This is a genomic window from Duganella aceris, from assembly GCF_011090165.1.
Lineage (GTDB): Bacteria > Pseudomonadota > Gammaproteobacteria > Burkholderiales > Burkholderiaceae_D > Rugamonas > Rugamonas aceris.
Map to the genome: position 1 here is coordinate 308,061 of NZ_JAADJT010000001.1, position 18,996 is coordinate 327,056.

An 18,996-nucleotide genomic window follows, 5' to 3' on the forward strand; every position below is an offset into this window, starting at 1 on the left:
TCATCGATATGTCTTTTCGGAATATGAAGAAATGAACGAATCAGCGGCACCAAGAAAACGGCGCGGATCGGGGCGCGCCACCATCCATGATGTGGCGCGTCTGGCGGAAGTTGGCTCGATCACCGTGTCGCGCTACTTCACCGAACCGGGCCGGGTCGCGGCCAAGCGCAGCGCGCGCATCGCCGCCGCCGTCAAGGAATTGGGCTATGTGCCCAACCTGGTCGCGGGCGGACTGGCGTCCTCGCACGGTCGCGTAATCGGCATGGTGATCCCGAATATCTCCGGGCCGATCTTTGCCCACACCATCCAGAGTTTCAGCGACACGCTGAGCCGCCATGGCTACCAGCTGCTGCTGGCGTCCAGCTACTTCTCGGCCAAGCAGGAAGAGAGCGCGGTGCGCGCCTTCCTCGGCTGGAAGCCGGCGGCGCTGGTGGTGACGGGGCGCTTCCACAACCGCGCCACCGAGAAGCTGCTCAACACCGCCGGCATTCCGGTGGTCGAGACCTGGGACTACCAGCCGCGCCGCAAGCCGATACAGGTCGGCTATTCCAACCACGCGGTCGGCGAGCAGGCGGCGCGCTACCTGTACGCCAAGGGCTATCGCCGCATCGCCTTCGTGCAGAACAGCGTCGCGGGCGACTTGAGCGCGGTGGACCGCAGCGACGGTTATGCGGCGGTGATGCGCGAGCATGGCCTGGAGCCGCGCGTCTACGTGCCGACGGCGGAAGCGCCGTTCGACGCCGGCAAGCAGGCCATCGAGGCGCTGGCACTGGGACGCGGCAAGCACGCCGAGGCGATCATCTTCGCCAACGACAACCTGGCCGCCGGCGCGCTGCTGGCCGGGCAGCGCGCCGGTTTGAAGATACCGGAGCAGTGCGCGATCGTCGGCTTCGGCGATTACGCGTTCTCGCCGCTGCTGTTGCCCAGCCTGACCACGATCCGTCCGCCGGGGCGCGAGATCGGCGAGATCGCCGCGCTGCGCATTCTTGAACAACTGGGCGTGCTGCCCGCGTCGACACAGGATTCGCGCTTGAACCTGCTGGCCTGTGAATTGATAGAGCGCGAAAGCGCGTGAGGAAGAATATGAGGAAATGGCTTTTTGTATTGCTGGCGACGCCGCTGTTGGTGCATGGCGCGGAGATCAAGATCGGCTTCCAGAAGAGCAGCGGCTTGCTGGGTCTTCTGAAGCATCAGGGCACGTTGGAAAAGGCGTTCGCGGGCCAGCAAATCAAGTGGATCGAGTTTCCGGCCGGGCCGCAGATGCTGGAGGCGTTGAACGCGGGCAGCATCGATTTCGGCAGCACCGGGGCGCCGCCGCCGGTGTTCGGGCAGGCGGCCGGCATCGACCTGCTGTATGTCGGTGCGGAGCCGGCGCCGGTCAACAGCGAGGCGATCTTCGTGCCCTCCACTTCGCCGCTGCGCGCGGTGGCGGATTTGAAGGGCAAGCGCGTCGCGTTTCAAAAGGGATCGGGGTCGCACTTTCTGCTGGCGTCGGCGTTGCAGAAGGCGGGGTTGAAGATCGGCGACATTCAGCCGGTGTATTTATCGCCGTCGGATGCGCGTGCGGCTTTCGTCAGCGGCAGCATCGATGCGTGGGTGGTGTGGGATCCGTATTTCGCCTCGGCGCAGAAGTCGTATCAGGTGCGGGTGTTGAGCGACTACACGGGGCTGCCGCAGGCGAACGGTTTCTATCTCGCCTCGCGCAAATTTGTTGAGCAATCGCCGCAGCTTGTGTCGGCGTTGCTGGAGCAGGCGGCGGCGGTTGGCTTGTGGGCCAACACGCATCCGAAGGAAGTGAGCGCGATCCTGGCGCCGCAAATGGGGCTGCCGGCGGACATCGTCGAGACCTGGCAGCGCCGCACGCATTATGGCGCGGTGCCGGTCAGTCCCGCCATCGCCGCCAACCAGCAGCGCGTGGCCGACCTGTTCTACCAGCAGAAGCTGATCCCTAAAACCGTCAACATCGCCAGCCGGGTGTGGACCTGGCAACCGAAGTAAGCACCTTTGATCCAGCTAAAGCCCTTACCGGCTGAGCAGCCTAAGCTGGCGGTTCAGCCAGCGAGGGCATCATGCATCCAACTATCTATCTCGACACTTCCGTGGTCTGTCACCTGACGGATCCACCGAGCAGCAATGCCATTACACGCGCCTGCCAGCAGCTGACGCAGTTGTGGTGGCACACCCGCTGCGTCCGCAGCCAAACTCATGTGTCTGAATATGTAATTCAAGAAATCAGGGAGGGCGATCCGCTTAGAGCTGCGCGACGCTTTAACGAAGTCCAATATTTGAATCAATTCGCGGCGGGCGAGCGTGTTACGGCGGTTTCTGAACTTTTGTTATTAGGGGGAGGTCTAACAGCGAAGGCTAGAAAAGCAAGCGAGCAGATAGCCTGCGCAGCGGTAAATCATTGTGAAATTTTGCTTACCTGGAATTGCAGAGATATAGCAAACGCAGAAAAATTGCCGCTGCTTCGGATGTTGATGCAAGGAGCAGAGTGGGGGCTGCCCGAATTGGTTACCCCCTTTGAAATTATGGAGAACCGCTATGAAAATCTATGACGTAGAAATCCCCGACGACCTGGAAATTCCCGAGCTGAGCGAAAAAGATATCGCGGAGTTGGAAGCACTACGTGAGGAAATTAAGCGAGACAGGCAGGAGCAGGCGGCACGGTTGGCCAAGTCCCCGTTTAAGGATTTTCAGTTCGGATGTGCCAGCATTACAACAGTCGAACTTCCGCCACCCACCGTCAATGTCGAGGCGATGCGGAAAATGCCGCCGCGTCTGCGCGCTATTTTTGTCTACGCGCATCGCGACCACATCACGTATTAATGTTTATGGCCGCAGGACGGGCCGTGGACGTGGCCGGTTGAGGGGCCGGTCAGGGAACGCCCTGGTTCGCGACCGGTGTCGCCTTCGAAGCCGGAGGCGTGCAGGCGGTCCATATAGGTCGCCCACAACGCATCCTTCTCGTTGCCCAGCTTGTACAGATAATCCCACGTGAACAGCCCGGTGTTGTGGCCATCGGTGAAGGTCGGCTGCACCGCGTAGTTGCCGACGGGGTCCATCGCGGCGATGCCGACTTCGCGCTTGCCGACCTGGAGCACTTCCTGCCCCGGTCCGTGCCCCATCACCTCGGCCGACGGCGAATACACCCGCAGCAGCTCGAACGGGATCCTGAACGCGGCGCCGTCATCGAATTCGATGTCGAGCACTTTGGATTTGTTGTGGACGGTCAGTGCGGTCGGTTGCTTCATGTCGGTACTTTCAAACGTTCGATAATGGCGGCGTGCAAGGCAGGCAGCAGCGCGCGGCGCGCGGCCAGCGCTTCCGGCGCCGACCCGCGCTGCGCCACCGCCCAAGTCGGGCTGGGGAAATGCGCGTCGTCCAGGTAGCGTGGAATTACATGCCAGTGCACATGCGGCGTCATGTTACCAAAACTGGCGACATTTATTTTTTCCGGCGCCAACACGGCGCGCTGCGCCGCCTCCACCGCCCAGACCGCGTCCATCACGCGATGGCGGTCGGCCGCGTCCAGGTCGGTCATCTCCTTGACGTGCGCGTTCCACACCACGCGCGTGAAGCCCGGATACTCGGGCTCGTCCACGGCGACCACCGACAGTTGATGGTCGCTCCAGATCAGCACGCCTTCAGCCGGCGCGGCCAGCAGCTGGCAAAGGTCGCAGGCCATTACACCAGCACCCGCTCGATGCCGCCGTCGTTGGCGCGCTTGACGTAGTCCGGCATCCAGTTCTCGCCCAGCAGATGCTTGGCGATCTCGACCACGATGTAGTCGGCGGTGGTGCCCGAATCGTCGTTGTAGCGCGACAGGCCTTGCAGGCACGACGGGCAGCTGGTCAGGATCTTGACGTCGCCTTCGAAACCGTCGGCGCGCAGCTTGTCGGCGCCCTTGACCATTTCCTCTTCCTTGCGGAAGCGGACTTGCGTCGAGATGTCCGGACGCGCCACGGCCAGCGTCCCCGATTCGCCGCAGCAGCGGTCGTTCTTCTCGATCTTGACGTTGTCGACGGTCGAGATCAGCGAGTTGATGGTCTTGCCCGACTCCTGCAGCTTCATCGGATTGTGGCACGGCTCGTGGTACATATAGCGCGTGCCGTTGACGCCCTCCAGCTTGACGTTTTTCTCCAGCAGGTACTCATGGATGTCCATGATGCGGCAGCCCGGGAAGATCTTCTCGAACTGGTAGGTCGCCAGCTGGTCGTAGCAGGTGCCGCACGAAACCAGCACCGTCTTGATGTCCAGATAGTTGAGCGTGTTCGCCATGCGGTGGAACAGCACGCGGTTATCGGTCATCATCTTCTCGGCCTTGTCGTACTCGCCGGCGCCGCGCTGCGGATAACCGCAGCACAGATAGCCCGGCGGCAGCACGGTCTGCACGCCGACTTCCCACAGCATCGCCTGGGTCGCCAGGCCGACTTGCGAGAACAGCCGCTCCGAGCCGCAGCCCGGGAAGTAGAACACCGCTTCGGTATCGGCGTTGGTCTTCTTCGGATCGCGGATGATCGGGATGACCTTGTCGTCCTCGATATCCAGCAGCGCACGCGCGGATTTCTTCGGCAGGTTGCCCGGCATCTTCTTGTTGATGAAGTGGATCACCTGCGCCTTGACCGGCGGCTTGCCGACGCTCGGCGGCGGCGCCTTGGTCTGCTTCTTGGCCAGCTTCTTGAATACGTCGTGGCCGAAGCGCTGCGCCTTGTAGCCCCAGCCGATCATGACCTGGCGGGTGGCGTTGATGGTCGCCGGATCGGTGGCGTTGAGGAAGAACATCGACGCGGCCTTGCCCGGGTTGAAGGTCTTCTTGTCCATCTTGCGCAGCAAGTTGCGCATGTTCATCGACACGTCGCCGAAGTCGATGTTGACCGGACAGGGCGTGACGCACTTGTGGCAGACGGTGCAGTGATCCGCCACGTCCTCGAATTCTTCCCAGTGCTTGATCGAGATGCCGCGCCGGGTCTGCTCTTCGTACAGGAAGGCTTCAATCAGCGAAGACGTCGCCAGGATCTTGTCGCGCGGCGAGTACAGCAGGTTGGCGCGCGGCACGTGGGTCGAGCACACCGGCTTGCACTTGCCGCAGCGCAGGCAGTCCTTGACGCTGTTGGCGATCGCGCCGATATCGCTCTGCTGCATGATCAGCGATTCGTGGCCCATCAGGCCGAACGATGGCGTGTAGGCGTTGGACAAATCGGCTTCCATGCCCGGCAGGTTCAGCAGCTTGCCCTTGTTGAAGCGGCCTTCCGGATCGACGCGCAGCTTGTAGTCGCGGAACGGACCGATCTCTTCCTCGGTCAGGAACTCCAGCTTGGTGATGCCGATGCCGTGCTCGCCCGAGATCACGCCGTTCAGCGAACGGGCCAGCGTCATGATGCGCGCCACGGCCTGGTGCGCCAATTGCAGCATCTCGTAGTGGTCCGAGTTGACCGGCAGGTTGGTGTGCACGTTGCCGTCGCCGGCGTGCATGTGCAGCGCGACGAACACGCGGCCGCGCAGCACACGCTTGTGGATCGCGGTCGCCTCGTCGAGGATCAGCTTGTAGGCGGCGCCGTTGAAGATCTGGCGCAGCTGGGCACGGATTTCCTGCTTCCAGGTGACGCGGATGGTGCGGTCCTGGACGATGTCGAACAGGGTGGCGTCCGGCTGCGTCTTCAGGCGTTCGTCGAACACCGGCAACAGGCGCTCCATGCCCAGCGCGGCCAGCTCGGACGTGATCGCGTGCAGCGGCTTGTCCAATTCGGCCAGCAGATAGGTCCAGCGCGCGTGGACTTGCGCCAGCAGCGTCTCGGTCTGCTGCGCGCGGTCGCCCAGCATTTCCTCGTCGCCGACGCTGTCGTCGGCGTCGTCGCTCTTGCCGATCGGCAGATTGCCGGCGGCGAAGAAGTCCTGCAATTCGCCGACCAGTTGCAGCTTGTTCTTGATCGACAGCTCGATGTTGATGCGCTCGATGCCGTCGGTGTACTCGCCCATGCGGTTCAGCGGAATCACCACGTCCTCGTTGATCTTGAAGGCGTTGGTGTGCTTGGCGATGGCGGCGGTGCGGGCGCGGTCCAGCCAGAATTTCTTGCGCGCTTCCGGGCTGACGGCGACGAAGCCTTCGCCGACGCGGGTATTGGCGATGCGCACCACTTCCGACGCGGCTTGCGCCACGGCGTTTTCATCGTCGCCGACGATGTCGCCGAACAGCGCCATCTTCGGCAGCACGCCGCGCTTGGACTTGGTGGCGTAGCCGACCGCGCGCAGGTAGCGCTCGTCCAGGTGCTCCAGGCCGGCCAGGCGCAGGGTCGAGAAGTTTTCGCCCTTGGCCGGCAGGCCGTCCAGGTAATCCTTGATTTCAACGATGGACGGGATCGCGTCGCGCGCCTGGCCGAAGAACTCCAGGCAGACGGTGCGGGCGAACTTCGGCATCTTGTGCAGGATCCAGCGGCCGGACGTGATCAGGCCGTCGGTACCCTCCTTCTGGATGCCCGGCAGGCCGGACAGGAATTTGTCGGTGACGTCCTTGCCCAGGCCTTCCTTGCGGAAAGTGCGGCCGGCGATCTCCAGGATCTCGGTCTTGAACGGCGCGCCCTTGGCGTCGCCGCGCGCGGTCGGATGGGTCCATTCCAGCTTGAAACGGGCCAGCGGGGTATCGTGGATCTTCGACAGGTTGTGGTCCAGGCGCGTGACTTCGAGCCAGTCGCCGTTCGGATCGACCATGCGCCACGAGGCCAGGTTGTCGAGCGCGGTGCCCCACAGCACGGCCTTCTTGCCGCCGGCGTTCATCGCGATGTTGCCGCCGATGCAGGAGGCGTGCGCCGAGGTCGGATCGACCGCGAACACGAAGCCGGCCTTCTCGGCCGCTTCGGAGACTTTGTTGGTGATGACGCCGGCGCCGGTGTAGATGGTCGCGTACTCGCGGTCCAGGCCGGGCAGCACCTGCATCTCGACCGGGCCCATGTTGAGCAGCTTCTCGGTGTTGATGACGGCCGACATCGGCGTCAGGGGGATCGCGCCGCCGGTGTAGCCGGTGCCGCCGCCGCGCGGGATGATGGTCAGCCCCAGCTCGATGCAGCCCTTGACCAGGCCGGCCATTTCCTCTTCGGAGTCCGGCGTCAGCACCACGAACGGATACTCGACGCGCCAGTCGGTGGCGTCGGTCACGTGCGAGATGCGCTTCATGCCGTCGAAGCAGATGTTGTGCTTGTCGGTGTAGCGGCCCAGCACCTTGTAGGTGCGCTTGCGCAGATCGTAGACCTGCTTGAATTCCTCGCCGAAGTCGGCCACCGCCTTGCCGGCCGCGCGCAGCAGCTTGGCCACGTTGGCGCTGCGCTGGCGGGCGGATTCATCGGCGCCGTCGGCCGATCCGGCGCCGCCGTCGTCCACGGTCAGGCGGCGCTTGTCCACCTCGGCCAGGCGGTGATGCAGCGCGTTGATCAGTTCCTGGCGCCGTTTCGGGTTGTCCAGCAGGTCGTCCTGCAGGTAGGGATTGCGCCGCACCGCCCAGATATCGCCGAGCACTTCGTACAGCATGCGCGCCGAGCGGCCGGTCTGGCGCGCGCCGCGCAAGGCATCCAGCAAGCTCCACGACTCCTCGCCCAGCAGCCGGATGACGATCTCGCGATCGGAAAACGACGTGTAGTTGTAAGGGATTTCCCGAAGGCGGGTCGCCTCCGGGCCGTGAGGCGTCTCCGCCAGCAAAGCTTGGATTTGTGCAGGGGCATTCATTATGCGATTGGACTTGTAAACTGAACCCGGGAGGATCATTCTAGCGTATTGCGACGCACCACGCGGGAACAGCCTTAGATGGCCTAAGGACTCTCGGCATCGTCAAAAGAAAGCGAAAATTTGCAAAAACCGCCAGATCACATGCCGGAAGACATCAAATTTCAACGATGAACTGAAGGAAATTTACGCATAAGCTTATGCGGCAATACGATTGACTGCACCAAATTAGCCCAGCAATTGTCCGATCCGGTGCCAAACACCGTCCGGCACGTACAACAGCAGCGTGGTCATGGTTAGGTAGCGCAGCAGTTTGCCGACCGCCATGTAGGCCAGGCTGGGCCAGAACGGCAGCTTGAGCCAGCCGCCCAGCGTGCACAGCGGATCGCCGATGCCGGGCAGCCAGGCCAGCAGCATGGTCTTGGCGCCATAGCGTTCCAGCCAGTGGAACCAGCGGCTCTTGCGCTCCTTGCGGAAGGTTTGCTTGGCCTGGTAGCCGATGTAGTAATCGACCGCGCCGCCCAGCGTGTTGCCGACGGTGGCGACGCCGATGGCGCTCCAGAACAGCATCGGGTTGGCCTTGATGACGGCAAACACCGCCGGTTCCGAGCCAAGCGGCACCAGCGTCGCGGAGACGAAGCTGATCAAAAAGACCGATGTGAGGCCCACTTCCGGCGCCGCCAGCACGTGCAGCAGCCAGGCAATAGCAGATTCAATCATCGGTTTCTTTGAGATACATGAAAGGTGTCCATTATAATGATTCGCACACCGCACGATTGAACAGTCGGATCCCAGCCTACCCGCCAGGGATCAGCACCCCTGCTCCACCCCGGTCACCCGCCGGATAGTTAGCATTGAAACTTCGGTGTCAGTGCCGACATTCGGACACGAGCTGTGCCGTAGCGTCCGCTACGGCACAGCTCGTGTCCGAATGTCGGCACTGACACCGGGCCTTGGAACTCTAAGTTTGCAGACCATGACTATCGACTATCTGAAGAAAATCCTGACCGCGCGCGTCTACGACGTCGCTGATGAAACCCCGCTGGAACTCGCGCCGACGCTGTCGCAGCGCTACGAGAACCGAATTTATTTCAAGCGCGAGGACATGCAGAGCGTGTTCAGCTTCAAGATTCGCGGCGCCTACAACAAGATGGCGCACCTGAGCGAGGCCCAGCGCAAGCGCGGCGTCATTTGCGCCTCGGCCGGCAACCACGCCCAGGGCGTGGCGCTGTCCGCCGCCAAGCTCGGCTGCCGCGCGCTGATCGTCATGCCGACCACCACGCCGCAGGTCAAGATCGACGCCGTCAAGGCGCGCGGCGGCGCCGACGTCGAAGTGGTGCTGCACGGCGAGTCCTATACCGACGCCTACAACCACGCGCTGATCCTGGAAAAAGAACAGGCGCTGACCTTCGTCCATCCGTTCGACGATCCGGACGTGATCGCCGGCCAGGGCACCATCGGCATGGAGATCCTGCGCCAGCATTCCGGCCCGATCCACGCCATCTTCGTCGCCATCGGCGGCGGCGGGCTGATCTCCGGCGTGGCCGCCTACGTCAAGGCGATCCGCCCGGACATCAAGATCATCGGCGTGCAGACCCTCGATTCCGACGCCATGGCGCGCAGCATCAAGGCCGGCGAGCGCATCACGCTGGCCGACGTCGGCCTGTTCTCCGACGGCACCGCCGTGCGCCTGGTCGGCGAGGAAACCTTCCGCCTGGCGCAGCAGTACGTCGACGACATCATCCTGGTCGACACCGACGCCATCGCCGCCGCCATCAAGGACGTGTTCACCGACACCCGCAGCATCCTGGAACCGGCCGGCGCGCTGGCGATCGCCGGCGCCAAGGCCTATGTCGAGCGCGCCGCGCTGACCAAGGATCCGATCCGCAACGAGACGCTGATCACCATCGCCTGCGGCGCCAACATGAACTTCGACCGCCTGCGCTTCGTCGCCGAGCGCGCCGAACTGGGCGAGGCGCGCGAGGCGGTGTTCGCCGTCACGCTGCCGGAACAGCGCGGCAGCTTCAAGCGCTTCTGCGCGCTGGTCGGCCCGCGCAATGTGACCGAGTTCAACTACCGCATCAGCGACAAGGACGAGGCCCATGTGTTCTGCGGCGTGCAGATCGCCGACCGCCACGAATCCGGCGCGCTGGCGCGGCGCTTCGAGGAGCACGGCTTCAAGGCGCTGGACCTGACCCACGACGAGCTGGCCAAGGCCCACATTCGTCATTTGGTCGGTGGCAAGAGCGCGCTGGCCAAGGACGAGCTGTTGTACCGCTTCGAGTTCCCCGAGCGGCCGGGCGCGCTGATGCGCTTCCTCGATTCGATGGCGCCGAACTGGAATATCTCGCTGTGCCACTATCGCAGCCAGGGCGGCGACGTCGGGCGCATCCTGATCGGGCTGCAGGTGCCGTCCGAGGAAATGGGCGCCTTCGCGCAGTTCCTGACCACGCTGGGTTACCGCTATTGGGACGAATCCAGCAATCCCGTCTACAAGCTGTTCCTCGGCTAGCCCCGCAACCTTCAGTGACAGACCATGCTCCGTCGCTTAGGGGTCAGACCCAGGGTCTGGTCGGGGGCTGCGCCCCGCCGCCCCCTGCGGGAGCGGCCCCCACCACGCTTGAGGGGTGAAACTGCGCTACCATTCACCTTTACCGTATTGAAGAACACCATGACCAACTCCGTCGACTTGTCCCCGCTGGGAAAAACCTCCGCCTACCGCACCGATTACGCGCCGGAACTGCTGTTCCCGATTCCGCGCCAAGGCAAGCGCGACGAGCTCGGCCTGTCCGGCACGCTGCCCTTCTTCGGCGTCGACATCTGGAACGCCTACGAAATCTCGTGGCTGAACCAGCGCGGCAAACCGCAGGTGGCGATCGCCCGCATCACCGTGCCGGCCGATACCCCCAACATCATCGAATCGAAGTCGTTCAAGCTGTACCTGAACTCGTTCAACCAGACCCGGCTCGACAGCGTGGTGGCGCTGAAGACCCTGCTGCAACAGGATCTGTCCGACGCGGCCGGCGGCAACGTCCACATCACCATCACCCAGCCGGAGGAATTCGGCATGGTCGAGATGGGCGAACTGGACGGCCTGCTGCTGGACCGGCTCGACATCGAGGTCGACCACTACAGCCCGTCGCCGGAGATCCTCAAGGCCGCGCACGACGAGGAACCGGTGGAGGAAAAACTGCTGTCGCACCTGCTGAAATCGAATTGCCTGGTCACCGGCCAGCCGGACTGGGCCAGCGTGCAGATCCATTACAGCGGCCCGCAGATCGACCAGGAAAGCCTGCTCAAATACCTGATCGGCTTCCGCGAACACAACGAGTTCCACGAGCAATGCGTCGAGCGCATCTTCGTCGACATCTTGCGCCAGTGCCAGCCGCAGCAGCTGGCGGTGTACGCCCGCTACACCCGACGCGGCGGGCTCGACATCAACCCATGGCGCAGCAACTTCAGCACGGCGCAAAAGCCGGCCAACTTACGTGGCGCACGTCAATGAATGTAATGCTTTGTTCAATCGGACCGGAAAAAACCGGCGTATCATGAGGATTCGTACCCATCATTCGGCACGGCATTAAAACGCATCAAAAATCGGTAAACCGGCCCGGCTTCCACATGAAAAGCCGGTGTTTTTCAGGATTTCTGTTCAGAAATAGCAAATCCTTTCCGCTATGCATACGTCTCAACACCCGGCCCAGCCCCTGGCGAACAGAAACGCAACGCCCAAGCAAGCGATTTGGCGTTACATGGCGCGGAAACAAGCCTATAATTCCGCTCGCAAGCCATCCTTGTGCGCTGCAACATCCTACGTCGTACTATGAACAACCTTAGCAAAATACTCTCACTCGAAAACGTCCTGCTCGACCTGGAAGTCTCCAGCAAGAAGCGTGCTTTTGAGCAGGCCGGTCTGATCTTCGAAAACAACTGCGGCATCGCCCGTTCCACCGTGTCGGACAATCTGTTCGCGCGCGAGCGCCTCGGCTCGACCGGGCTGGGCCACGGCGTCGCCGTGCCGCACGGCCGCATCAAGGGCATGAAGAGCTTGAAGACGCCGCTGGCCGCCTTCGTCCGCCTGGCCGAGCCGATTCCGTTCGAATCGCCGGACGGCAAGCCGGTTAACCTGTTGTTCTTCCTGCTGATTCCGGACCATGTGACCCAGCAGCACCTGGAGATCCTGTCCGAGATCGCCGAGATGTTCTCCGACGACGCCTTCCGCACCGCGCTGACCACGGACCCGGAACCGAAATCGGTGCATTCGCGCATCATCAACTGGCTGCCCAGCCTGCAAGCTGCGGGTTGAAGTCCGACAATAGGTTAAACTAGCACTCCTGGCTCAACCTGTTGAATAAAGACGACCCATGCTGCAAACCCCGCTGACGATACAAAGACTGTACGACGACAATCGCGAAAGTTTGCAGCTCGGCTGGTTCGCCGGCTTTCCCGGCGGCGAGCGCCTGATCTCCGGCGACGTCGCCTCGGCCGCCGACCAGGTCGGCCATCTGAACACCATCCACCCCGGCCGGATCCAGGTCTTCGGGCACCAGGAAATCAATTACTACCAGCGCCTCAAATCGCTGACGCGCGCCCACGTCATCGGCGAGCTGATCGCGGGCGGCCCGCCGGCGCTGATCATCGCGCAGGGGCTGGAAACGCCGCCCGACATCCTCGCCATCTGCGACGAAAAAAACATCCCGCTGTTCTCGACCCCGCTGCCGGCGGCGCAGGTGATCGACTTCCTGCGCGTCTATCTGTCCAAGAAGCTGGCGCAGCGCATCATCATGCACGGCGTGTTCATGGACGTGCTGGGCGTCGGCGTGCTGATCACCGGCGATTCCGGCCTCGGCAAGAGCGAGCTGGGCCTGGAGCTGATCTCGCGCTCGCACGGCCTGGTGGCCGACGACGCGGTGGAATTCTCGCGCATCGCGCCGAATATGATCGAGGGCCGTTGCCCGGCGCTGTTGCAGAATCTGCTGGAGGTGCGCGGATTGGGGCTGCTGGACATCAAGGCCATCTTCGGCGAGACGGCGGTGCGGCGCAAGATGCGCTTGAAGCTGATCGTGCACCTGGTGCGGCGCGGCGCGGCCGACGAGGAAGTGGAACGGCTGCCGTTCCAGTTCCCGACCGAGGACGTGCTGGGCCTGCCGATCCGCAAGGTCGTGATCCCGGTGGCGGCCGGCCGCAACATCGCGGTGCTGCTGGAGGCCGCCGTACGCAACACCATCCTGCAACTGCGCGGCATCGACACGCTCCAGGAATTCATGGAGCGTCAGCGCCAGGCCATGAGCGGAGACTAAGCAAATGCGCATCGTCATCATCACCGGCATTTCCGGCTCCGGCAAATCGGTGGCCCTGAACGTGCTGGAAGACACCGGCCACTATTGCGTCGACAACCTGCCGCCGGCGCTGCTGTCGCATCTGGTCACGACCTTGATGGAGGAAGGCCTGCAAGCGGTGGCGGTGGCGGTCGACGCCCGCAGCGCCGAGTCGCTGGCCTCGCTGCCGGCCGACGTCAAGCGCCTGCGCGAAGAAGGTCACGACGTCAAGGTCATGTTCCTGACCGCGAACACGCATTCGCTGGTGGCGCGCTTTTCGGAAACGCGGCGCAGCCATCCGCTGTCGCACGAGTTGCGTCCCGGGCAGAACCCGGCCGCGCGCCGCACGCTGATCGAATGCATCATGGAGGAGCGCGAGCGGCTGTCGACGATCGAGCAGCTGGGCCATGTGATCGACACCTCGGAGCTGAGCGCCAACAAGCTGCGCAGCTGGGTCAAGGACCTGGTGGCGATCGAGCGCGCACCGCTGACCTTGTTCTTTGAATCGTTCGCTTTCAAGCTGGGCGTGCCGATGGACGCGGACTTCGTGTTCGACGTGCGGGCGCTGCCGAATCCCTACTACGACCTGACCTTGCGTCCGCTGACGGGCCGCGACGGGCCGGTGATCGACTTCCTGAACGCACAGCCGAGCGCGCTGGAAATGCTCAACGACATCCGCACCTTCGTCGAGAAATGGCTACCGTCCTTCAAGACCGACAACCGCAGCTACCTGACGGTGGCGCTGGGCTGCACCGGCGGCCAGCACCGTTCGGTCTACATGGCGGAAAAACTCGCCGCCTACTTCAACGCCAACGAACGCGTCGTCCTGCGCCACCGCGAGCAGTAAGCGCTACAGATGCCGCAGCGGGTGCGCGTAGTCCGGCCAGACCGGCTCGAAGAAGCGCTGCACGGCTGCCTCGCTGACTTCCTCCAGGCTTGAGGGCTGCCATTGCGGCAGGTTGTCCTTGTCGATGACCAGCGCGCGGATGCCTTCGATGACTTCGCCGTTTTCAAAGTTGTGACGCACCAGGGTGCGCTCCAGGCGCAGGCAGTCGGCCACGTCCAGCGAGGCGCCGCGCCGGATCAGCTCGTGCGTGACGCACATCATCAGCGGCGAACGCGTCGCCATTACCTCCAATGTCTTTTGCGCGAACGCGCTGTCGTCGGTCCTCAGCGAGGCGACGATGGCCGCGACCGAGCCGGCGCCGAAGTGGCGGTCGATGGCGGCGCGGTTCGCCGCGAGCGTGCTGTCGCCGGCGGCGGCCAGGTGCGGTGCGACGTAGGCGGCGATCGCCGCTGCCAACGCGGCGCCCGGCGTCGAGGCCAGCAAGTCCTCCAGCGCCGGCCGGTCCGCCGTCGGCGCGTAATGGTCGGCCAGGCCCGCGTATAGCGCGTCGGCGGCGTTGACCGTGACGCCGGTCAGGCCCAGGTAGTAGCCCAGCGCGCCCGGCGCGCGCGACAGGAAATAACTGCCGCCGACATCCGGGAACAGGCCGATGTTCACCTCCGGCATCGCCATCTTGGTCCGCTCGGTGACGATGCGCACGCGGCAATCCGGCCCGCCCTGCGATACGCCCATGCCGCCGCCCATCACCACGCCGTCCATCAGCGCGATGTAAGGCTTGGGATAGAAGTGGATCAGGTGGTTGAGCGCGTATTCCTCGGTGAAGAAATCCTCCAGCAACGCGCTGCCGCCCGACAGTCCGGCCCGCGCGACATCGTAGAAAAAGCGGATGTCGCCGCCGGCGCAGAACGCCTTCTCGCTGCTGCTGCGGATGACGACGGCGGCCACGCCCGCATCGCCGCGCCACGCCGTCAACGATTGCGCGATGGAGCGCACCATCGCCAGCGACAAGGAGTTCAACGCCTTGGGACGGTCCAGAACAATCAGGCCGATGCCGTTGACGACGCTGCTGTGCACGTGTTCGCTCATGATGAACCAGGCTGAAAAGAAACTCCTATTCTACTGCGACTTGCCCGCGGCCAGATGCTCAAGCGGATTCGCGACCTCCAGGTCGCCGCCCAGGCGCGGTTGCCACAAGGGCTTGCCGGCCGCCGGCTGCGGCTTGCCTTCGTGACGCCCATAAATGGTCAGCACGTCGCGCACGCCGACGCGCTCCTGCTCGAAGCCGGTGGCCTTGGCGATGCCCGACGGATCGGCCGACGCGGCGACCGTGAAGCGGACCAGCGTATCCAGCTTCGGATCGTGCAGGTCCTGGATCGAAGCGATCATCACCAGCGGCACTGTGGCGTACACCTGATAGTGCAGCGCCTTGACGCCGCGCTCCATCTCGGCCGGCAGCGAACCGTCGGCGGCCATCTGCGCCATCGCATGGTCGAACACCTTGCGGCCCCAGTCCAGGTAGCGCCGCTCGCGCGTCACGCCGCCGACCGCCGTCACCGCCAGCCCTTCCCAGTAATAGTGGTTGTTGCGCCCGCCCTTCTTGGCCTCGGAGTGCGCGATGGTGGCATCGGCCAGCGTCCGGAACCAACCCTCGATCGCCTGCCGCTGTGCCGGCGTCGCCGACGCCTGCACGCGCGCATAGCTCAAGGCCATGCCCCCCAACGTCCACTTGCGCACGTAGTAGGACTGCTCGCTGGACAGCTTGCCCAGCAAGGCCTTCTGTCCGGCCCAGCTTTCCAGCCAGGCCAGCGCGCAGGCGGCGTCGCCCTGGCCGTTGGCGTCCTTGGCCACCTGGCCGAGAAAGTCCTCGATCGGCTTGGTGTTGGCGATATTGCGCGCCCGTAGCACCGGATCGATCACCGAATGGTTGGCGTCGCTGTAGTAGCCGTTGGCGTCGATGTCGATGCTGGCCGGCGGCGCGTCGGCGCACGCCAGCGCCAGCGGCGCCGCCGACGCCAGCCATACAGCGGTAAACAATTTAGTTGGTTTCATCATATTCCCGTCAGAAGGTTGCGCTCAGTTTGACCTGATAGGTGCGGCCGTCGATATCCAGACGGCGCGGTTTCATATAGGTGCCCTCGTATTCCTCGCGCACCGAGTTGCTCATGTTGAAGGCGTCGAAGGAAATCTTATAGCCGCCGTCGAAGGTGTAGCTGGCCGACATGTCCCACTGGCCGCGCGCCTTGACCGAACGCGCCGCGCCGTTGAAGGTGCCGCCGGCCGCCAGGTCGTAATCGTCGCGGTAGTTGTAGACGGTGCGCACGCCCCAGGTCTTGGTCTCGTAGTAGGCGATCAGGTTGTAATTATTCTTGGAAACCCCGGGCAGCGTCGCCGCCGAGCCATCATCGTTCTTGCCCTTGATGGTGGTGTAGGCGTAGTTGAACGCGCCACCGAGGTTGTTGAACGGCGCCGGCAGGAAGTCCAGGTTCTGCTGCACGTTGAACTCGACGCCGTTGACCTTGATGGCCTGCTGGTTGGCCTGGCCGTTGATGACCACGCGCGCCGGCTGCAGCGACGGCGCTTCCGCCGTGCCGACGTTGACCATGATGTCGCTCAGGCAGTTGCTGCCCACCACCGACAGGTGGCCGAGGCCGAGCGCGGTGGCGTCGGCCGGGCACAGGCGGGCGATGTCGCGCACCGGCCCCACCAGGCCCTTGACGTCCTTCTGGAACACGGTCAGCGCGACCAGGCCGTTGGGGCGGTTGTACCACTCCAGCGCCAGGTCGTAGGAGTTGGCCTTGTACGGTTGCAGGTTGGCGCTGCCCAGCGTGACGTTGTAGGTCGGCGTGGCGGTGCCCAGCGCCGGCTCGGTCACCACCGTCGACGGCGTGATGTCGCGAGGCTGCGGCCGCACGAAGGTGCGGTAGGCGGCGGCGCGCAGCGCCAGTTTGTCGCTCAGGTCGGCCTTGGCCACCAGCGACGGCAGGAAGTTGTGATAGCTCTGCTCGAACTGGCGCGGCGTCTTGGTGGTGACCACCTTGGTGCCTCCGGGGATGGTGATCGTCAGGTTGCTGGTGTCGACCGAATCGATGGTCTGGCGCGTGTTTTCGAAGCGGCCGCCGAGGTTGCCCTTGAGCGGGATGCCGAACAGGCTGGTGCCCCAGATGCTGGACACGTAGGCCGATGCGATCTTGTTCGACACCGAGAAGTTATACGAGGAGAAGCCGGGGTCGGCGTCGTTGTTGACCAGGCCGTACGGCGTCAGCGTCTGGCCCGGCAGCAGCGTCACCGGCTTGACCGCCTTCAGCACCGCCGGAATATCCACCGCCACCCAGTTCCTGGTGAAGCCCGGAATGTAGCCGCCGGCGAAGGTGTCGACGTATGGGTTGGCGATCGCCAGCGACGACTGGATCGCCGCGAAGTTGATGCCCTGCGCGGTGTTGCGCGTGCCGCTGGAGACGAAGTCGTTGTTCTCGAAACGCAGGCCGGCCTTGACCGATTTAAAGAATCCCTGCTCGAAGCTGCGCTCCACCGAGCCCTGCACCGAATCCACCGAGGTCAGCGCGCGGCCGTTGGTGCCGGTGACGCCGAAGCGGTCGTTGCCGTTGTTGCGCGCCTGCGTGACCGAGGTGCCGGGCCGCTGGTCGTACGGGCCGGGATTGATGTGGCTGACCGTCGGCGTGAACAGCGTCAGCACCGAATCGGCCAGGTCCTGCCCACCCGAGTAGTAGTGGCCGTAGGTGCCGTTGGTGCCCGGCAGCGTGCGCGCCGATTGCACGATGTCGATCGACAGCTGGTCCTGGCGGTTTTCCGCGCGCGAGGTGTGGAAGGCGCCGTTGACGTGCCAGTCGTCGTTCTCCCAGTCGACGTCGCCGGTGACGCCGTGCGTCTTCTGCCGCTGCGGCGCCGAGCGCAGCGAATCGGTGACGCTGGCGTTGGCGTAGTCGTAGGAGTTGATCATCGCCTGCTTGCCGGTGGCGCTGTCGACGGTGAAGATCGGCCCCAGGTTGGTGATCGGCGAATTGACGGTCGGGTCGATATAGTTCAGGTACTGGTTGGACGAGCCCAGCTTGCGGTCGCTGAAGTAGCCGGTCAGGTTGAGCCTGGTCTCGTTGTTCATGCGCCAGCCGGCGCCGGCCGCGCCGCTGTGGGTGGCGCCGGTGTTGGCGGTCACGGTCTGGCGGATCTGGCCGGGGAACAGGATGCCGGTCGGGTACTGCGACTTCGGATAGCGCGCGTCGAACTGCGCCTGCGTGATGCCGAGATGGGTGGCGGTCAGCGTGTCGTAGTCCTGCACCTGGGTCGAGTCGCGGCGGAAGTCTTCCTTCTTGTACGCGTAGACGCCGAACACCGCCAGGTCCTTGCCGAAGTGCTTGTTCCACGACACGGTGGCGTTGGGCGTGGTCAGGTGGCCCAGTTCGTCGTATTCGTCGCCGATGGTGACGCCGCCGCCGTCCTTGCGCGCCAGCGCCGAGCTGATACGCAGGTCGATATTGCCGCTCAAACCGCCCGGCTGCTCGGCGGCGGTCGGGCTCTTCAGCACCGTCACCGCGCTGAAGATGTCCGAGTTGAACGCGCCCAGCGGCGTCGAGCCGTTCAGCACCGGCTGCGCAAACGACATGCCGTTGATGGTGGTCAGCGCGAAGGTGCCCGGCAGGCCACGCAGGTTGATGGTGGCGTTGCGCGAGCCGGCCTCGCGGTTGATCTGCACGCCGGGAATACGCTGGATCGCTTCGCCGACGTTGAGGTCGGGGAAGCGGCCCAGGCCGTCGGAGGAAATGCTGTCGGTGATCTCCAGCGTGTCGCGCTTCATGTTGACGGCGTCGGCGTAGGACTTGCGGATGCCGGACACCACCACAGTGGCGGCGCTGTCGGGTGTGGCGGCGTCCTGCGCCTGGGCTTGCGCGCTGGCGAGGCCGAGCATGGCGATGGCGACCGCCGCGCTCATCGGACGGATGGCTGGGTTGTTCATGGTGTTGTCTCTCTTTATAGTTTTAGGGCCAAACAAGGAAAACGTTTAACTACGTTATTAAATCATTTTTCTTGCCAAAAAACCATAAATACGGACAGACTGTAGGGGAATTAGTTATTGCGGTTTAATTTGTTGCAAAATGCAAGAAA

General features: G+C 63.8%; 16 protein-coding genes. 9 read left to right on the forward strand and 7 right to left on the reverse strand.

The genetic code is table 11. From position 1 onward, the window contains the following. Positions 1-31: 31 nt before the first annotated feature. The 4 genes from GW587_RS01350 (at position 32) to GW587_RS01365 (ending at position 2,829) form a co-directional block, all read left to right on the forward strand. Positions 32-1,075, forward strand: coding sequence for a LacI family DNA-binding transcriptional regulator (locus tag GW587_RS01350; RefSeq protein WP_166097658.1), 1,044 nt, complete (start codon positions 32-34; stop codon positions 1,073-1,075). An 8-nt stretch (positions 1,076-1,083) separates the two neighbouring features. Next, positions 1,084-1,998 (forward strand): sulfonate ABC transporter substrate-binding protein, encoded by a 915-nt coding sequence (locus GW587_RS01355; protein WP_166097661.1) that lies wholly within the window; start codon positions 1,084-1,086, stop codon positions 1,996-1,998. 71 nt (positions 1,999-2,069) lie between these two features. After that, a complete protein-coding gene (locus GW587_RS01360) occupies positions 2,070-2,558 on the forward strand; it encodes a PIN domain-containing protein (RefSeq protein ID WP_166097663.1) in 489 nt (162 codons plus the stop codon). Further along, complete coding sequence (locus GW587_RS01365) at positions 2,545-2,829, forward strand: hypothetical protein (RefSeq protein ID WP_166097666.1); 285 nt, start codon at positions 2,545-2,547, stop codon at positions 2,827-2,829. The genes GW587_RS01360 and GW587_RS01365 overlap by 14 nt, the downstream gene beginning before the upstream one ends. On the opposite strand, the gene GW587_RS01370 is transcribed toward GW587_RS01365, so the two are convergent. The 4 genes from GW587_RS01370 to GW587_RS01385 all read right to left on the reverse strand — a co-directional run bounded on the left by GW587_RS01370 (position 2,826) and on the right by GW587_RS01385 (position 8,433). Next, positions 2,826-3,254 carry a gamma-butyrobetaine hydroxylase family protein gene (locus tag GW587_RS01370; protein ID WP_166097668.1) on the reverse strand — a complete coding sequence of 143 codons (429 nt, stop codon included), beginning with the start codon at positions 3,252-3,254 and terminating at the stop codon, positions 2,826-2,828. The genes GW587_RS01365 and GW587_RS01370 overlap by 4 nt on opposite strands. Further along, positions 3,251-3,688: an HIT family protein gene (locus tag GW587_RS01375; protein ID WP_166097671.1), complete on the reverse strand. Its 438-nt coding sequence runs from the start codon at positions 3,686-3,688 to the stop codon at positions 3,251-3,253. Before GW587_RS01375 ends, GW587_RS01370 begins: the two co-directional genes overlap by 4 nt. Continuing rightward, positions 3,688-7,716: a DUF3683 domain-containing protein gene (locus tag GW587_RS01380; RefSeq protein WP_166097674.1), complete on the reverse strand. Its 4,029-nt coding sequence runs from the start codon at positions 7,714-7,716 to the stop codon at positions 3,688-3,690. Before GW587_RS01380 ends, GW587_RS01375 begins: the two co-directional genes overlap by 1 nt. Before the next feature lie 225 nt (positions 7,717-7,941). Then, positions 7,942-8,433 carry a YqaA family protein gene (locus GW587_RS01385; protein WP_166097676.1) on the reverse strand — a complete coding sequence of 164 codons (492 nt, stop codon included), beginning with the start codon at positions 8,431-8,433 and terminating at the stop codon, positions 7,942-7,944. Positions 8,434-8,689: 256 nt separating this feature from the next. Between GW587_RS01385 and ilvA the strand changes: the two genes are divergently transcribed. From ilvA to rapZ, 5 genes are all read left to right on the forward strand, one after another. Continuing rightward, positions 8,690-10,225, forward strand: coding sequence for a threonine ammonia-lyase, biosynthetic (ilvA, locus tag GW587_RS01390; protein WP_166097679.1), 1,536 nt, complete (start codon positions 8,690-8,692; stop codon positions 10,223-10,225). Between the two features lie 159 nt (positions 10,226-10,384). Continuing rightward, positions 10,385-11,218, forward strand: coding sequence for an NADPH-dependent 7-cyano-7-deazaguanine reductase QueF (gene queF, locus GW587_RS01395; RefSeq protein ID WP_166097681.1), 834 nt, complete (start codon positions 10,385-10,387; stop codon positions 11,216-11,218). A gap of 318 nt (positions 11,219-11,536) precedes the next feature. After that, positions 11,537-12,019 (forward strand): PTS sugar transporter subunit IIA, encoded by a 483-nt coding sequence (locus tag GW587_RS01400; RefSeq protein ID WP_166097684.1) that lies wholly within the window; start codon positions 11,537-11,539, stop codon positions 12,017-12,019. Positions 12,020-12,077: 58 nt separating this feature from the next. Further along, complete coding sequence (gene hprK, locus GW587_RS01405) at positions 12,078-13,013, forward strand: HPr(Ser) kinase/phosphatase (RefSeq protein ID WP_008444515.1); 936 nt, start codon at positions 12,078-12,080, stop codon at positions 13,011-13,013. Positions 13,014-13,017: 4 nt separating this feature from the next. Continuing rightward, the gene (gene rapZ, locus GW587_RS01410) at positions 13,018-13,878 is read left to right on the forward strand and encodes an RNase adapter RapZ (protein ID WP_166097686.1); all 861 of its coding nucleotides are present in this window, start codon (positions 13,018-13,020) and stop codon (positions 13,876-13,878) included. 3 nt (positions 13,879-13,881) lie between these two features. Here the strand turns inward: rapZ and GW587_RS01415 are convergent, their stop codons facing one another. From GW587_RS01415 to GW587_RS01425, 3 genes are read right to left on the reverse strand one after another with little or no spacing between them, the layout of a single operon-like run. Continuing rightward, the gene (locus tag GW587_RS01415) at positions 13,882-14,964 is read right to left on the reverse strand and encodes an enoyl-CoA hydratase/isomerase family protein (RefSeq protein WP_166097688.1); all 1,083 of its coding nucleotides are present in this window, start codon (positions 14,962-14,964) and stop codon (positions 13,882-13,884) included. Positions 14,965-14,994: 30 nt separating this feature from the next. Further along, the gene (locus GW587_RS01420; RefSeq protein ID WP_229259249.1) at positions 14,995-15,930 is read right to left on the reverse strand and encodes an alginate lyase family protein; all 936 of its coding nucleotides are present in this window, start codon (positions 15,928-15,930) and stop codon (positions 14,995-14,997) included. Positions 15,931-15,937: 7 nt separating this feature from the next. Then, positions 15,938-18,847 carry a TonB-dependent receptor gene (locus tag GW587_RS01425; protein WP_166097689.1) on the reverse strand — a complete coding sequence of 970 codons (2,910 nt, stop codon included), beginning with the start codon at positions 18,845-18,847 and terminating at the stop codon, positions 15,938-15,940. Positions 18,848-18,996: the final 149 nt, after the last annotated feature.

Bases quoted from the DNA above. Each gene is read 5' to 3' on its own strand.
- GW587_RS01350 (WP_166097658.1), top strand. From the start codon at position 32: ATGAACGAATCAGCGGCACCAAGAAAACGGCGCGGATCGGGGCGCGCC.
- GW587_RS01355 (WP_166097661.1), top strand. From the start codon at position 1,084: ATGAGGAAATGGCTTTTTGTATTGCTGGCGACGCCGCTGTTGGTGCAT.
- GW587_RS01360 (WP_166097663.1), top strand. From the start codon at position 2,070: ATGCATCCAACTATCTATCTCGACACTTCCGTGGTCTGTCACCTGACG.
- GW587_RS01365 (WP_166097666.1), top strand. From the start codon at position 2,545: ATGAAAATCTATGACGTAGAAATCCCCGACGACCTGGAAATTCCCGAG.
- GW587_RS01370 (WP_166097668.1), bottom strand. From the start codon at position 3,254: ATGAAGCAACCGACCGCACTGACCGTCCACAACAAATCCAAAGTGCTC.
- GW587_RS01375 (WP_166097671.1), bottom strand. From the start codon at position 3,688: ATGGCCTGCGACCTTTGCCAGCTGCTGGCCGCGCCGGCTGAAGGCGTG.
- GW587_RS01380 (WP_166097674.1), bottom strand. From the start codon at position 7,716: ATGAATGCCCCTGCACAAATCCAAGCTTTGCTGGCGGAGACGCCTCAC.
- GW587_RS01385 (WP_166097676.1), bottom strand. From the start codon at position 8,433: ATGATTGAATCTGCTATTGCCTGGCTGCTGCACGTGCTGGCGGCGCCG.
- ilvA (WP_166097679.1), top strand. From the start codon at position 8,690: ATGACTATCGACTATCTGAAGAAAATCCTGACCGCGCGCGTCTACGAC.
- queF (WP_166097681.1), top strand. From the start codon at position 10,385: ATGACCAACTCCGTCGACTTGTCCCCGCTGGGAAAAACCTCCGCCTAC.
- GW587_RS01400 (WP_166097684.1), top strand. From the start codon at position 11,537: ATGAACAACCTTAGCAAAATACTCTCACTCGAAAACGTCCTGCTCGAC.
- hprK (WP_008444515.1), top strand. From the start codon at position 12,078: ATGCTGCAAACCCCGCTGACGATACAAAGACTGTACGACGACAATCGC.
- rapZ (WP_166097686.1), top strand. From the start codon at position 13,018: ATGCGCATCGTCATCATCACCGGCATTTCCGGCTCCGGCAAATCGGTG.
- GW587_RS01415 (WP_166097688.1), bottom strand. From the start codon at position 14,964: ATGAGCGAACACGTGCACAGCAGCGTCGTCAACGGCATCGGCCTGATT.
- GW587_RS01420 (WP_229259249.1), bottom strand. From the start codon at position 15,930: ATGATGAAACCAACTAAATTGTTTACCGCTGTATGGCTGGCGTCGGCG.
- GW587_RS01425 (WP_166097689.1), bottom strand. From the start codon at position 18,847: ATGAACAACCCAGCCATCCGTCCGATGAGCGCGGCGGTCGCCATCGCC.